This window comes from Cupriavidus sp. MEYA8, assembly GCF_059278825.1.
Map to the genome: position 1 here is coordinate 1,520,079 of NZ_CM181221.1, position 13,430 is coordinate 1,533,508.

Sequence of the window (13,430 nt, forward strand, 5' to 3'; positions counted from 1 at the left end):
ACACCCCCGGCCTGTTGCGGAACGCCGACCTGTGAGGCCGACCACCATCCCGGGAGCATGGCTTTGGCTGACATCACCGCTACCGACGCGCCGCTGGCGCTGTACTGCGCGGGCGTGCGCAAGGCGTTCGGCGCGCGCGTGGCGCTGGACGGGGTCTCGCTCACCGTGCGGCGCGGCGAGTTCGTGGCGCTGCTCGGTCCCAACGGGGCCGGCAAGACCACGCTGTTCCAGATCCTCAGCGGCCTGTTCGTCGCCGATGCCGGGCGCGTGACGGTGCTGGGCAGCGATATGCTCGGGCACGACATGGGGCGCGATCCGGTGCGCGCGCTGGCGCGCCTGGGCATCGTGTTCCAGCAGCCGGCCATCGACCTGGACCTGCCGGTCCTGGCCAACCTGCGCTTCCACGCGGACCTGCACGGGCTGCCGCGTCGTGTCGCCACGCAGCGCATCGCCCGGTTGCTCGATGACTTCGGCCTGGCCGCGCGGGCGCACGCGCCGGTGCGCGAGCTGTCCGGCGGCAACCGGCGCAAGGTGGAGCTGGCGCGAGCGCTGCTGCACGAACCGGCGCTGCTGCTGCTGGATGAGCCCACCGTGGGCCTCGACCCGGCTTCGCGGGCGCAGCTGGTCGGCATGGCCAGGCGCCTCGCCGCGCAGGCGCAGGCCGGTGTGCTGTGGGCCACGCACCTGGTGCAGGAGGTGGAGCACGCCGGCCGCGTGATCGTGCTGGACCGCGGCACCGTGCGCTTCGATGGCACGCCGGCGGCGCTGCGCGACGCGGCCGGGCGCGACGACGTTGAGAGCGCGTTCCTGGCCATGACGCGGGCACCGGCCGCTTCTGTCGCCGCTTCCGCCGCCGCTTCTGCCAACAACCCCGAAAGGAGCGTCCCCGCATGAACCAGATGCCATCGCCCAAGTGGTTCGCCATCACGCTGCTGCTGGTGACGGCATTGCTGGTGGCCGCCGGGCTGGCCGAAGCGGCGCGCGTGGCCACTGGCCAGGTGTTCGTGTCGAGCGAGAAGGACGATGCCATTGCCGCCTTCGATGCGCGCAGCCGGCAGCAGCTGGCCGTGTGGCGCCAGTGCAAGCGGCCGCGCCACCTGCAGCTCTCGCCCGATCGTGCGCGCCTGTATGTAGCCTGCAGCGACGACCACCGCGTCGACGTGGTCGACGTGGCCAGCCGCAAGACGCTGGCTTCGCTGCCGGTGGGCGACGACCCTGAGCTGTTCGACCTGAGCCTGGACGGCCGCATGCTCTATGTCTCGAACGAAGAGGATGGCCTGCTCTCGGCCTACGACACCGCTTCGGGCAGGCGCGTGTTCGCGGTCAAGGTGGGCGAGGAGCCGGAGGGCGTCAAGGTCAGCGCGGACGGCAAGCGGGTCTACGTGACCTCGGAGGTGGCCAACCTGGTCCACGTGATCGACGTGGCCACGCGCAAGGTGGTGAGCAATATCCAGGTCGGCAACCGGCCGCGCCGGCTGCTGCTGTTGCGCGACGGCAAGGAGTTGTGGGTCTCGAACGAGCTGTCCGCCAGCGTCAGCGTGATCCGCACCGATACGCTGGAGGTGGCCCATACCATCCACTTCACGCCGCGGGGCTTCCGCGCCGGGGATGTGACCCCGGTGGGGATGGCGGCCAGCAGCGACGGCACGCGTGCCTATGTCGGGCTCGGGCGTGCCAATCACGTGGCGGTGGTGGACGTGGCGTCGCGCCGGGTGCTGGACTATGTGCTGGTCGGCCGGCGCGCTTGGGGGCTGGCGCTGAGCCGCGACAACGCCAGGCTCTATGTCGCCAACGGCCTGTCGGACGATGTCAGCGTGGTGGATGCCGCCAGCGGCAAGGCGATCGCAACCCTCAGGGCGGGCCGGGTGCCGCACTCGGTAGCGATCGATGACTGAACGCCTGCGCTCGCGCTGCCAGGCGGTTGCCGCCGCATTTGGCCTGCTCGCGGCTACCGTGCAGGCCGCAGAGGTGCGCGTGGCGGTGGTGTCGCTGGCCGGCGATCCACGCCATGAACCCCGCCGCCTCGCGCAGCGCTATCCGGGCCAGCCGCAAGGCCGGGCACTCGACGGCGCACAGGTGGCGGCGTCGGAGGCGCGTTTCGCCTTGGAGGCGATGGGCCAGTCGCTCAGGCTCGATGCGCAGGAAGCGCGCAGCGAAGCCGAAGTCGGGACTATGGTCGCGGCACTGGCGCGGCAGGGCACGCGCTTTATCCTGCTCGACCTGCCGGCCGCGTCGGTGCGGCAGGCGGCGGCCGCCGTCAGGCCGGGCGAAGCCCTGCTGTTCAACGTCTCGGCCCATGACGACGACCTGCGCGGCGCCGCCTGTTCGCCCGTGCTGCTGCACACGCTGCCCAGCCTGCGCATGCGCGCCGACGCCCTGATGCAGTACCTGGCGCAGCGCAAGTGGCGCCGCGCGCTGCTGCTGAGCGGCCCGTCGGCGGGCGACGCGGCGCAGCGCGACGCGCTGGTCCAGTCCGCGCGCCGCTTCGGCATCGCGTGGTCGGCGCAACGGACGTTCAGGCTGTCCAACGATCCGCGCGAACGCGACCAGGCCAACCTGAACCTGCTGACCAGCGGCACCGACTACGACGTGGTGGTGGTCGCCGATGCCGACGGCGAGTTTGCCCGCGGCGTGCCCTATGCCACGCAGCTGCCGCGCCCCGTGGCGGGTGCCAGCGGCCTCGGCGCCCAGGCCTGGCACTGGGCCTGGGAGCGCAATGGCGGGCCGCAGCTCAACCGGCGCTTCACGCGCGCGGCGGGGCGCCCGATGACGGGCTACGACTGGGCCGCATGGGTGGCCATCAAGGCGATCGCGGAAAGCGTGGCAAGGCAGCCGAAGGCCGGCTTTGCCGCGCAGGCACAGGCGCTGGTCACCGGCAAGGTGGTGGTGGACGGCTTCAAGGGCCCGCCGCTGTCGTTCCGGCACTGGGACCGCCAGTTGCGCCAGCCGGTCATGCTGGCGCACCCCGACGGCGTCGTTGCCGTGGCACCGGTGGAAGGCGTGCTGCACCCGAAGAACAACCTCGACACCCTGGGCGCGGACGAGGCCGACACCCCGTGCCGCGCCCCGTCCTCGTAAGGCGCAACCCATGGCCACCGTGCTGATCCATCGCTGGCGCGCGCTGCGCGCCGTCTGCGGGCGCGAGCTGCGCAAGTACCTGCGCCAGCCCGGGCGCCTGCTGTCGTCGCTGGTGCGGCCGCTGCTGTGGCTGCTGGTGTTCGCGGCCGGCTTCCAGAATGCGCTCGGCGTCGCGATCGCGCCGCCGTATGAGACCTACATCGAATACAAGGTCTACGTGGCGCCCGGGCTGCTCGGCATGATCGCGCTGTTCAACGGCATGCAGTCGTCGCTGGCGATGGTGTACGACCGCGAGATGGGCGTGATGCGCCTGCTGCTGACCGCACCGTTGCCGCGCGGCTGGCTGCTCGGCTGCAAGCTGGTGGCGGGCACGGTGCTGTCGCTGCTGCAGATGGCCGGGTTCCTGCTGGTGGCGATGATGTTCGGCATCCGCTTCGAGCCGCTGCACCTGCTGCTTGCAAGCGGCGCCATGGCGCTGGCTGCGCTGATGCTGGGCGCGCTGGGACTGCTGCTGTCGGTCCATGTGCGCCAGCTCGAGAACTTTGCCGGCACCATGAATTTCGTGATCTTTCCGATGTTCTTTGTCAGCTCGGCGCTGTATCCGCTGTGGAAGCTGCAGGAATCGGGGGCGGAGATCGTCTATCAGCTCGCGCGCTTCAACCCCTTCACGCATGCGGTCGAGGCCATCCGCTTCGCGCTGTACGGGCAGGTGGCTCCGGTAAGCCTGGCGGTGGTGGCAGGCTGCGCGGCAGTGTTCTTTGCACTGGCGCTGCACGGCTACGACCCGCAGCGCGGCATGGCCCGCCGGGGGCAGGCTTGAACCGTGCCGCGCCCGGCATGGATGGCTGTTCAGATCTGGAGCAGGTGCAACGCAGTGTTGCGTGGTGACACGGCCGCCGGCACGCAATGCGGCCGCATCCGGCGTGCTCGCGCGGCAATCCGATTGGCATGGGAATTGCCGTGTTCGTGTCTGGTGTGTGGTGCATTGGCGCACCGGTGGGAAACCAAAACAAAGAGAGGAGAAGGCAATGAGGACGTTACGAGCAGTGATGGTTGCCACGGCAGTCGCGGCCGCTACGGCCAGCGTGGCCGCGCAGGCGGCGGTGACCGACGCCATGATCGAGAACGACGCAAAGACCCCCGGCGACGTGCTGTCGTGGGGCATGGGCCCGCAAGGGCAGCGCTACTCCACGCTGGCGCGCATCAATACGAAGAACGTCGGCAACCTCGTGCCGGCGTGGTCGTTCTCGTTTGGCGGCGAGAAGCAGCGCGGCCAGGAAGCGCAGCCGCTGATCCACGACGGCAAGATGTTCGTGACGGCATCGTATTCGCGCATCTACGCGCTCGACCTGAAGACCGGCGCCAAGCTGTGGAAGTACGAGCACCGCCTGCCCGAAGGCATCATGCCGTGCTGCGACGTGGTGAACCGCGGCGCGGCACTCTACGACAACCTGGTCATCTTCGGTACGCTGGATGCGCAGCTGGTGGCGCTGGACCAGAAGACCGGCAAGGTGGTGTGGAAGGAAAAGCTGGAGGACTACGCGGCCGGCTACTCGTACACGGCCGCGCCGCTGATCGTCAAGGGCATGGTGCTGACCGGCATCTCGGGCGGCGAATTCGGCGTGGTCGGCCGCGTCGATGCGCGCGATGCCAAAACCGGCCAACTGGTGTGGTCGCGCCCGGTCGTGGAAGGCCACATGGGGTACAAGTACGACAAGGACGGCAACAAGACCGAGATCGGCGTGACCGGTGCCGAGAACGCCAGCTGGCCTGGCGAGACCTGGAAGACCGGCGGCGCTGCCACCTGGCTGGGCGGCACCTATGATCCGGCCACCGGGCTGGTGTACTTCGGCACGGGCAACCCGGGGCCGTGGAACAGCCATATCCGCAAGGGCGACAATCTCTACTCCGCGTCGACGGTGGCGATCGATCCGGCCACCGGCAAGATCGTCTGGCACTACCAGAACACGCCGAACGACGGCTGGGACTTCGACGGCGTCAATGAGTTCGTGACCTTCGACCTCGATGGCAAGCGCATGGGCGGCAAGGCCGACCGCAATGGCTTCTTCTATGTCAACGACGCGCGCAGCGGCAAGCTGGTCAACGCCTTTCCCTTCGTCAGGAAGATCACCTGGGCCAGCGGCATCGACCTGAAGACCGGCCGGCCCGACTTTATCAGCGAAGGCCGTCCCGGCGACCCGGCCGCCGTCGCCGACGCGAAGAAGGGCAAGTCCGTGTTCGCCGCGCCCGGCTTCCTCGGCGGCAAGAACCAGCAGCCGATGGCCTACAGCCCGCAGACCGGCCTGTTCTATGTGCCGGCCAACGAATGGGGCATGGACATCTGGAACGAGCCGGTCAGCTACAAGAAGGGGGCGGCTTTCCTGGGCGCGGGCTTCACCATCCAGCCGCTGAACCAGGACTACATCGGCGCGCTGCGCGCGATCAATCCCAAGACCGGCAAGATCGTCTGGGAGGCGAAGAACGGCGCGCCGCTGTGGGGCGGCGCGATGACCACCGCCGGCGGCCTGGTGTTCTGGGGCACGCCGGAGGGCTACCTGAAGGCAGCCGACGCGCGGACCGGCAAGGAACTGTGGAAGTTCCAGACCGGCAGCGGCGTGGTGGCGCCGCCGGTCACGTGGGAGGACAACGGCGAGCAGTATGTGGCCGTGGTATCGGGCTGGGGCGGCGCGGTGCCGCTGTGGGGCGGGGAAGTCGCCAAGCGGGTGAATTTCCTGGAGCAGGGCGGATCGGTGTGGGTGTTCAAGCTGCACAAGAGCTGAACGCGGGCTAGTCGATGGGCATGCACGCTGGCATCGCGATGCCGATGCCGGCGTGCCGGCAGAACGAAACAGCGAGACAAGGGTATGAAGAAGGAATGGATGGCGCTGGCAGCGGCGGTACTGCTGCCTTGCGCGGCGCAGGCGGGCACGGCGGCCGAGATGCAGGCACTGGCCGACAAGAACGGCTGCTTTGCCTGCCACGGCATGCAGTCGAAACTGGTGGGGCCCGGCTTCGCCGAAGTGGCGGCGAAATACAAAGGGGACAGCCAGGCAGCCGGGCGGCTGGCCAGGAAGATCCGCGAAGGCGGCAAGGGGGTGTGGGGGCCGGTGCCGATGCCGGCGCATGGGAATCTCGGCGAGGCGGATGCGAAGCAGCTCGCGGAGTGGGTGTTGAACGCAGGGTAGGAACGCGGGAGCTTTCTTTACTTGCGCGCAGCGCTCAGGCGCAGGGAGTTGCCATCGCTGCGGAACACCATCGGCTCGCCTTCGCCACGCGGATGCAGGGCCGCCAGCCGTCCCTGCAGCACGATCTTGCTGACCTTGCCGTGGTCGGCGGAGCGCTCGCAGACCGGGTCCGTGGCGGCGGGGTCGCCGGTCAGCAGGAAGGCCTGGCAGTGGCAGCCGCCGTAGTCCTCCTCGCGGTGGTCGCAGGACCGACACGGTTCCTGCATCCATGCCGTGCCGCGAAAGCGGCGGAATGCCTCGCTGTCGCGCCAGATCTCGCGCAACCCCTGCGTCGTCACATTCGGCAGCGCCAGCCCCGGCAGCATGCGCGCCGCATGGCACGGCAGGGCGGTCCCGTCGGGCGCCACGCCCAGGAAGGTCGTGCCCCAGCCATTCATGCACTTCTTGGGCCGGTCCTCGAAATAGTCGGGCACCACGAACAGGACCTGGCAGCGCTTGCCGATGCGCGCGCGGTATTCCCTGACCACGGCCTCGGCCTCCAGCAACTGCTCGCGCGTGGGCAGCAGCGCAAGCCGGTTCTCCCACGCCCAGCCGTAGTACTGGGTATTGGCCAGCTCCAGGTATTCCGCTCCCATCTGCAGCGCCATCTCGATGATGGTGCCGACATGCGGCAGGTTGTGCCGGTGCAGCACGCAGTTCATCACCATCGGGTAGGCGTGCGCCTTGATCATCCGGGCAACGCGCTGCTTCAGGTCAAAGGTGCGGGTGCTGGACAGGAAGTCGTTGAGCTCGCGCGTGGAGTCCTGGAAGGACAGCTGGATATGGTCCAGCCCGGCCTCGCGCAACGCCGCGAGCCTGGCGTCGGTCAGGCCCACGCCCGAGGTGACGAGGTTGGTATAGAAGCCCAGGCCATGCGCATGCCGCACCAGTTGTTCCAGGTCCTTGCGCAGCAGCGGCTCGCCGCCCGACAGGCCGAGCTGAACGGCGCCCAGCGCGCGTGCCTGGCTGAATACGTCGCACCACTGCGCGGTGTCGAGCTCGGCCGTGTGCCGGGCATAGTCAACCGGGTTCGAGCAGAAGGCGCAGTGCAGCGGACAGCGGTAGGTCAGCTCGGCCAGCAGCCACAGCGGCGGGCCGGGCGGTGCGAGGGTGGTGGCGTCAGACCAGCCAGCCGCGTTCGGTCGCATGTTTGACAAAGGCGTGTACCTCCGGGGCGATGCCCTGCACGCCGAATGCGGACTGCAGGTCGTCGATCAGCATGTCGAGCGTATGGCCGCCGTCGCAGCGCTGCAAGATCGCGGCGGCGCTGTCGTTGAGGGTGACCATGCCTTCCGGGTAGAGCAGCACCCAGCTCTGCTGCGCCTCTTCCCATTGCAGCCGGAAGGTCCGGTGCAGCAGCGGGCGGGCGAGGTCTGGCGCGTTGGCTGTCATGGCTGTCATGGCTGGGCGTGCTGGATGGCGTCGAGCATCGACCAGAGGGCGTCGAGCTTGAACTGCAGGATGTCGAGCGCGCGCTGCTGTTGTTCCGGCGTACGGAAGAAATCCAGCGTCACGCGCAGGCCATGGTCGACGTCGCGCTGCGCCAGCGGGATGCGCGAACGGAAATAGTCCAGCCCGGCGGCCTCGATCCATGGGTAATGCGTGGGCCAGCCCGCCAGCCGCTCCTTGTGGATCTCCGGCGCAAACATCTCGGTCAGCGACGAGCACACCGCTTCCTGCCACGGCGCGCGGCGGCCGAAGTTGACGTAAGCGTCGACGGCAAAGCGCACGCCCGGCAGCACGTGCCGCTGGTCCAGCAGCGCGTCACGCTCCAGCCCGACGGCCTGGCCCAGCCTCAGCCAGGCTTCGATGCCGCCAGGCACGATGTCGGTGCCGTCATGGTCGAGGATGCGCACGATCCATTGCCGGCGCGTGTCGCGGTCGGGGCAGTTGGACAGGATCGCAGCATCCTTCAGCGGGATATTCGCCTGGTAGTAGAAGCGGTTTGCCACCCACGCGCGGATCTGCGCGGGCGAACACTCCCCCGCGGCCATGCGCCGGTTGAACGGATGGTGGATGTGGTAGCCGCTTTCCTTGGCACGCAGGCGGGCCTCGAACTCCGCGGGGCTCCATGCAATGGGATGTGTCATAGCGCGATCTCCATGCCGTCGCAGGCCAGCTCGATGCCGTGCCGCGCCAGCTCGGCGCGTTCGGGCGAGTCTTCCACCAGCACGGGGTTGGTGTTGTTGATGTGGATAAGGATCTTGCGGGCGGCGGGCAGCCGGTCGAGGATTTCGATCATGCCGCCGGGGCCGGACAGCGGCAGGTGGCCCATGTCGGCGGCGGCCTTGGCGGAGAAGCCGAGCGCCTGCATCTCGTCCTCGCGCCAGAAGGTGCCGTCGACCAGCACGACGTCGGCGTCGCGCAGTTCCGCAAAGACGCGGTCGTCGACGCTGCCGAGGCCGGGCGCATAGAATGCGCGGCGGCCGCTGCGGCAGTCTTCGATGCGCAGGCCGATGTTGTCGCCGGCGCGCGGGGCGTTGCGGCTGGGGGAATAGGGCGGGGCCTTGCTTTGCAGCGGCACGGCAGTGAGCCGCATGCCCGCCAGCGGCGGCACGGTGAACGGCGTGCCGTCGCAAGGCAGCGCGTGCGTCTGCACGCCGCAGTAGTGCGACAGCATGCGGGTCAGCGGAAAGGCCGCGCCAAGGTCGTCGAGGACCGCCGCGGTCGCATAGAGCGGCAAGGCGTGGCAGTGCTCGCGCAGCATCAGCAGGCCGGTGACGTGGTCGATCTGCGCGTCCATCAGCAGCACCGCCGCGATGGCGCTGTCGCGCGGCGCGCGCGCCGGCTGCAGCGCCGGCGTCTGGCGTAGCTGCTGCAGGATGTCGGGCGAGGCGTTGACCAGGATCGCGTCCGGCCCGTCGCCGGACAGCGCGATCGACGACTGCGTGCGCGGCGTGGCGCGCACGGTGCCGCGGCGCACGCCGTCGCAGTTGTGGCAGTTGCAGTTCCACTGCGGGAAGCCGCCGCCGGCGGCCGACCCCAGTACCCGGATGATTGTCATGGCGCGAGCGCTTGGTCGTGGGCATGGCGTCACGGAGCAGGCGCGCGGCCCGGCAACGCGGGCGTTGCGCCTGTCCGGGGCGCGATCAGCGGTTGGCGATATACATCGTGATCTCGAAGCCCAGCCGCAGCTCGGTGTAGGCGGGGGTGGTCCAGGTCATGTCTCTCTCCTTGGATGGCGTGGTTAGTGAATATCGTTGTGGCGCGGCAGGCTGGCTGCCGCATCCTTCTCGAGGCAACATCCATGCCCGGGATTTCCTCGCATCATGCCGCCGGGTGAAGGCCTGGCCGATGCCCGTGCGCGCCTGCTCCCTGTGTCACGACTGTTTCAAAATGGGACACCTGTCCAGGAACGGGACACCACTGCATCGTGGCGGGCGCGCTCAACCGGGCTGGTGCGGCAGCCCGCGCGCCTCTTCCATCTTGCGGTAGACGGTATTGCGCGAAATGCCCAGCGCCTTGGCCGCCGCCGAGATATTGCCGTGGTGGGCCCTGACGGTGGCGACGATGGCCTGGACCTCGACCTCGGCCAGCCGCGTCGGCTGTGCGGCCGGCGGCGCGCTCGCCAGGGCATGGGCAGCCGGCGTGGCCGCGCGCGCCTGCCGTTCGCGCAGGTCGTCCAGGAAATCGTCGGGCAGGTGGTCTTCAGTGATCTCGGCTTCGCCTTCCGCCATCAGCCGGGCGGTGCGCAGCAGGTTGCCGAGCTGGCGGATATTGCCCGGCCAGTGGTAGGCGCGGAACATCTCCATCACCGAGTCCCTGATGCGGGGCGGCACGCCGGCGGTTCGCTCCTGGCGCAGCAGCTTGCCCGCCACCACGTCCAGGTCGCTGCGCTCGCGCAGCGCGGGCAGCCGCACCACCATGCCGTTGAGGCGGTAGTACAGGTCCTCGCGGAACTGCCCGCCGGCGACCATCTCGCGCAGGTTGCGGTTGGTGGCGCACACCAGCGAAACATCGATATGGATCACCTTGCTGCTGCCTAGCGGCTGCACCGCGCGCTCCTGCAGCGCCCGCAGCAGCCGTCCCTGCAGGTGCAGCGGCATGTCGCCGATCTCGTCCAGGAACAGCGTGCCGCCGTTGGCCAGCAGCATCTTGCCGATGCCGCCCTTTTTGCGGGCGCCGGTGAAGGCGCCTTCCTCGTAGCCGAACAGCTCCGACTCGATCAGGTTCTCGGGGATCGACGCGCAGTTCACCGCGATGAACGGTCCGGCGCGGCGCGGGCTGTCGGCGTGGATGGCGCGCGCCATCAGTTCCTTGCCGGTGCCGGTCTCGCCCAGCACCATCACCGGGATGTCCTTGCCGATCACCTTGCGGAGCTTGCCGATCACGGCCCGGATCTGCGTGTCGCCGGTGTCCAGGTCATCCAGCCCTTCCGGCCCCGCGGGCCCGGACGGGTGGGCGCGCAGGCGCTGTGGCGCCATGACGGCGTCGTGCGCATCGGGGCGCGCCTCGTCCACGCCGGGCACCGCGGCCCGGCCGGTCTTCCATTCCACGCGCGCGCTGACCTTGACGCCGCTGGGCAACTGCAGCTGCACCATGCCCGCCTGTGCGGCGCGCACCACATCGAACAGCTGCGACATCGACAGGCCGAACAGCGACGAGAAGGTATGCGCCTGCAGCGCGCCGTTGGACAGGCCCAACTGGAACTGCCCGCTGCGGTTGGCCGACAGGAAGCGCCCGCCCGGCGTGAACGACACGATGCCCTCCACCAGCGTGCCCAGGAACTCCGCGCGCGAATGGAAGCGGATGCACACCATGTCGCGGAAAGCATTGCCGAACAACTGGTTCTCGATCATCTGCGCCGACATCCGCACCAGCGCCATGGTGTGCTTGTGGAAACCGCGCTGGTCGCCGGTCACATCGAGCGCGCCGACGGTCTTGCCGTAGGGATCGAGGATGGTCATGCAGGAGCAGGTCAGGAACTGGTTGGCCTCCAGGAAGTGGTCGGCGCCATGGACCAGCGTGGCCCGGTTCTCGGCCAGCGCGGTGCCGATCGCGTTGGTGCCGCGGGACGCTTCCGACCAGTCCGCGCCGGCGCGCAGCGCCACCTTGTCGGCGCGGGCCAGGAAGTCGTCGTCGCCCAGCGAGTGCAGGATCAGGCCATCGGCGTCGGTCAGGATCACCATGCTCTGGGTGTTCACGATCTGGTCGTACAGCGTTTCCATCACCGGCAGCGCATAGGTGAACAGTGACTGGCTGCGTTCGATGCGGGTCTTCAGTTCGCTCTGCAGCACCGGGCAGAAATCCGGCGACTCATAGGGGCGCAGTCCGTAGGAAGCGGAGCGCTGGTGGGCCTGGGCAATCAGTTCGGCGCGCTCGGGTTGCGCGGGTTCACCCGCCGGTGCGGCTTGGATGGTCATTTCTGTGTCTCCTGTGGAAGGTCGCCCGCGATCTTTGCGCGGGTCGCTGCCGGCGCCTTCAGCGGGCGCGTGTCCGACAGTGTTGCGCCATGAAGCAAGACGCTTGCCAGAGTGTGGCAATCCGGGACACCGGCGCGGCGATGACTGGTGCCGCTGCGGCAGGACCGGCCCCGGCAAGTGCTGCTGCGACGCGGTTCCGCGTCCGGTCTGGCGCGTGCCGCACCCGCTGGTATGGCTCTTGCGGAAATGCCGTCAAACACAACACCCATTCACCGCAGGAGACATCCATGAACACGCAGCGCCATCTGCTTGCCTTGCTATCGCTTTGCGCGGCCCTTGCCGCACCGTCCACCGCGCTCGCGCACGGCGACGTCACGCCACAGGCCGTCGACACCAAGGCCCTGCCACAGCTTGGCGACGAATGGCGTCCGGACAATCCCTACCGCGCCGGCGCCGCGCAACAGGAAGCGCAGCGCATCGGCAGCTCGGCCTACAACCAGAACTGCGCGCGCTGCCACGGCCTGGAAGCGGTGTCCGGCGGCATCGCCCCCGACCTGCGCAAGCTCGACGGCGACTGCGTGTCGCTGGCCGATGCCAAGAAGAAGCAGGCCTGCATGGGCGAGATCTCGCAGTTCTACACCACCACCGTGCGCAAGGGCCGCACACGCGACGGGCGCGTCTATATGCCGCCGTTCGAAGGCGTGCTGAGCCAGGAAGCGGTGTGGGCAATCAAGACCTACCTGGAATCCCGGCGCGAGTGAGGGCCGCGCACGGTCCCGCAGGCCGTGCCATTCGTCTTGCTGCTCCGACAACCATCGTCATTCGATTCCAGGAGAGACCTCATGCCTGCCAGCCCAGTCAGTGGCCAGAGGCTTTGCCAGACCCCTGCCGCACCCGCCGCACCGGCATCGACCCGGCGCCGGCTTTGCGTCGCCTTGCTGGCGGCCGGCGCGCTGCTCGGCACGCAGCCGGCATTGGCCGACCTTGCCAGGATCCGCCAGAACGGCTCGCTCAAGGTCGCGGTCTACAAGGGCCTGCCGCCTTTCTCGGCGGCGGCGGGCAGCCAGTACGAAGGAATCGACGTGGCGCTGGCCCGGGCCCTGGCCAGCGAACTGGGGGTCTCGGTGTCGCTGCTGCCGTTCGATGCCGACGAGAACATGTCCGATGACCTGCGCTCGATGGTGTGGCGCGGCCACTACCTCGGCTACGGCCCGGCGGACGTGATGCTGCACGTGCCGGTCGACCGCGCCTTCATGCGCGCCAACGACAAGGCGCTGATCTTCGCGCCTTACTACCGCGAGACCTTCGTGCTGGTGCGCGACCGCGAGCGCCTGCCGGACGTGCGCAGCCTGGACGGCCTGGCGGGCCAGCCCGCCGGCGCGGCGGCTGGCTCTGCCGGCGCCAACGCGCTGCTGTCCGGCGCGGGCGGTGCCTTGCGCGACAAGGTGAAGATCTACCCCGAGGCCGCCCAGGCGCTGCGCGCGCTCTTCGCCGGCGAGATCGCCGCCGCGATGGTGACCCGCGCGCAATACGAGAGCGCGCTGCGGGCCGCCGGCCAGTCCGCGGCGCGCTTTGGCACGGCGGACGTCAGCTCGCCGCTGTTGCCGCCGCGCGGCTGGGCCGTCGGCATGGCGATCAAGGCCGGCGACAAGGAACTGGCGCAATCGCTGGAGATTGCACTGGACGCGCTGCGGCGCAAGGGCGAACTGGCGCGCATCTTTGCCGGCTATGGGGTCACAATGCAGGAGCCGTGAAGCGCGGGCGG

General features: G+C 69.2%; 14 protein-coding genes. 8 read left to right on the plus strand and 6 right to left on the minus strand.

Going from position 1 to position 13,430, the window contains the following annotated elements; all coding sequences use genetic code 11:
• Positions 1 to 57 precede the first annotated feature (57 nt).
• From AC5WJ1_RS07030 to AC5WJ1_RS07055, 6 genes are all read left to right on the plus strand, one after another.
• The gene (locus tag AC5WJ1_RS07030) at positions 58 to 894 is read left to right on the plus strand and encodes an ATP-binding cassette domain-containing protein (protein ID WP_133098314.1); all 837 of its coding nucleotides are present in this window, start codon (positions 58 to 60) and stop codon (positions 892 to 894) included.
• Positions 891 to 1,895 (plus strand): PQQ-dependent catabolism-associated beta-propeller protein, encoded by a 1,005-nt coding sequence (locus AC5WJ1_RS07035; RefSeq protein WP_494476455.1) that lies wholly within the window; start codon positions 891 to 893, stop codon positions 1,893 to 1,895. Before AC5WJ1_RS07030 ends, AC5WJ1_RS07035 begins: the two co-directional genes overlap by 4 nt.
• Positions 1,888 to 3,078: an ABC transporter substrate-binding protein gene (locus tag AC5WJ1_RS07040; RefSeq protein ID WP_133098316.1), complete on the plus strand. Its 1,191-nt coding sequence runs from the start codon at positions 1,888 to 1,890 to the stop codon at positions 3,076 to 3,078. Before AC5WJ1_RS07035 ends, AC5WJ1_RS07040 begins: the two co-directional genes overlap by 8 nt.
• Positions 3,079 to 3,088: 10 nt before the next feature.
• A complete protein-coding gene (locus AC5WJ1_RS07045; RefSeq protein WP_133098317.1) occupies positions 3,089 to 3,898 on the plus strand; it encodes an ABC transporter permease in 810 nt (269 codons plus the stop codon).
• 208 nt (positions 3,899 to 4,106) lie between these two features.
• Positions 4,107 to 5,858, plus strand: a complete 1,752-nt coding sequence (locus AC5WJ1_RS07050; protein ID WP_133098318.1) for a PQQ-dependent methanol/ethanol family dehydrogenase — start codon at positions 4,107 to 4,109, stop codon at positions 5,856 to 5,858.
• Between the two features lie 84 nt (positions 5,859 to 5,942).
• Entirely contained in the window at positions 5,943 to 6,263 is a 321-nt protein-coding gene (locus tag AC5WJ1_RS07055; protein WP_133098319.1) for a c-type cytochrome, read from the plus strand.
• Between the two features lie 17 nt (positions 6,264 to 6,280).
• Here the strand turns inward: AC5WJ1_RS07055 and pqqE are convergent, their stop codons facing one another.
• From pqqE to AC5WJ1_RS07085, 6 genes are all read right to left on the minus strand, one after another.
• Positions 6,281 to 7,450 carry a pyrroloquinoline quinone biosynthesis protein PqqE gene (pqqE, locus tag AC5WJ1_RS07060; protein ID WP_494476456.1) on the minus strand — a complete coding sequence of 390 codons (1,170 nt, stop codon included), beginning with the start codon at positions 7,448 to 7,450 and terminating at the stop codon, positions 6,281 to 6,283.
• A complete protein-coding gene (pqqD, locus tag AC5WJ1_RS07065; RefSeq protein ID WP_195431427.1) occupies positions 7,422 to 7,694 on the minus strand; it encodes a pyrroloquinoline quinone biosynthesis peptide chaperone PqqD in 273 nt (90 codons plus the stop codon). Before pqqD ends, pqqE begins: the two co-directional genes overlap by 29 nt.
• A 5-nt stretch (positions 7,695 to 7,699) precedes the next feature.
• Positions 7,700 to 8,392 carry a pyrroloquinoline-quinone synthase PqqC gene (gene pqqC / locus AC5WJ1_RS07070; protein ID WP_494476457.1) on the minus strand — a complete coding sequence of 231 codons (693 nt, stop codon included), beginning with the start codon at positions 8,390 to 8,392 and terminating at the stop codon, positions 7,700 to 7,702.
• On the minus strand, positions 8,389 to 9,306 hold the full coding sequence (gene pqqB, locus AC5WJ1_RS07075) for a pyrroloquinoline quinone biosynthesis protein PqqB (protein ID WP_195431313.1): 918 nt from the start codon (positions 9,304 to 9,306) through the stop codon (positions 8,389 to 8,391). Before pqqB ends, pqqC begins: the two co-directional genes overlap by 4 nt.
• An 85-nt stretch (positions 9,307 to 9,391) precedes the next feature.
• Entirely contained in the window at positions 9,392 to 9,466 is a 75-nt protein-coding gene (gene pqqA / locus AC5WJ1_RS07080; protein WP_012355514.1) for a pyrroloquinoline quinone precursor peptide PqqA, read from the minus strand.
• Between the two features lie 222 nt (positions 9,467 to 9,688).
• Positions 9,689 to 11,665, minus strand: coding sequence for a sigma-54-dependent Fis family transcriptional regulator (locus AC5WJ1_RS07085; RefSeq protein ID WP_494476458.1), 1,977 nt, complete (start codon positions 11,663 to 11,665; stop codon positions 9,689 to 9,691).
• 287 nt (positions 11,666 to 11,952) lie between these two features.
• On the opposite strand from AC5WJ1_RS07085, the gene pedF reads away from it, so the two are divergent.
• Together pedF and AC5WJ1_RS07095 are read left to right on the plus strand one after the other, a co-directional pair.
• Entirely contained in the window at positions 11,953 to 12,426 is a 474-nt protein-coding gene (pedF, locus tag AC5WJ1_RS07090; RefSeq protein ID WP_133098325.1) for a cytochrome c-550 PedF, read from the plus strand.
• 81 nt (positions 12,427 to 12,507) lie between these two features.
• Positions 12,508 to 13,419: a substrate-binding periplasmic protein gene (locus AC5WJ1_RS07095; RefSeq protein ID WP_195431308.1), complete on the plus strand. Its 912-nt coding sequence runs from the start codon at positions 12,508 to 12,510 to the stop codon at positions 13,417 to 13,419.
• Positions 13,420 to 13,430 lie beyond the last annotated feature (11 nt).

What these genes read in the sequence shown, in the direction of transcription:
- pqqB (WP_195431313.1), bottom strand. Translation starts at nt 9,306, where the DNA reads ATGACAATCATCCGGGTACTGGGGTCGGCCGCCGGCGGCGGCTTCCCG.
- pqqE (WP_494476456.1), bottom strand. Translation starts at nt 7,450, where the DNA reads ATGCGACCGAACGCGGCTGGCTGGTCTGACGCCACCACCCTCGCACCG.
- AC5WJ1_RS07095 (WP_195431308.1), top strand. Translation starts at nt 12,508, where the DNA reads ATGCCTGCCAGCCCAGTCAGTGGCCAGAGGCTTTGCCAGACCCCTGCC.
- pqqD (WP_195431427.1), bottom strand. Translation starts at nt 7,694, where the DNA reads ATGACAGCCAACGCGCCAGACCTCGCCCGCCCGCTGCTGCACCGGACC.
- AC5WJ1_RS07035 (WP_494476455.1), top strand. Translation starts at nt 891, where the DNA reads ATGAACCAGATGCCATCGCCCAAGTGGTTCGCCATCACGCTGCTGCTG.
- pedF (WP_133098325.1), top strand. Translation starts at nt 11,953, where the DNA reads ATGAACACGCAGCGCCATCTGCTTGCCTTGCTATCGCTTTGCGCGGCC.
- AC5WJ1_RS07045 (WP_133098317.1), top strand. Translation starts at nt 3,089, where the DNA reads ATGGCCACCGTGCTGATCCATCGCTGGCGCGCGCTGCGCGCCGTCTGC.
- AC5WJ1_RS07040 (WP_133098316.1), top strand. Translation starts at nt 1,888, where the DNA reads ATGACTGAACGCCTGCGCTCGCGCTGCCAGGCGGTTGCCGCCGCATTT.
- AC5WJ1_RS07055 (WP_133098319.1), top strand. Translation starts at nt 5,943, where the DNA reads ATGAAGAAGGAATGGATGGCGCTGGCAGCGGCGGTACTGCTGCCTTGC.
- AC5WJ1_RS07030 (WP_133098314.1), top strand. Translation starts at nt 58, where the DNA reads ATGGCTTTGGCTGACATCACCGCTACCGACGCGCCGCTGGCGCTGTAC.
- AC5WJ1_RS07085 (WP_494476458.1), bottom strand. Translation starts at nt 11,665, where the DNA reads ATGACCATCCAAGCCGCACCGGCGGGTGAACCCGCGCAACCCGAGCGC.
- AC5WJ1_RS07050 (WP_133098318.1), top strand. Translation starts at nt 4,107, where the DNA reads ATGAGGACGTTACGAGCAGTGATGGTTGCCACGGCAGTCGCGGCCGCT.
- pqqC (WP_494476457.1), bottom strand. Translation starts at nt 8,392, where the DNA reads ATGACACATCCCATTGCATGGAGCCCCGCGGAGTTCGAGGCCCGCCTG.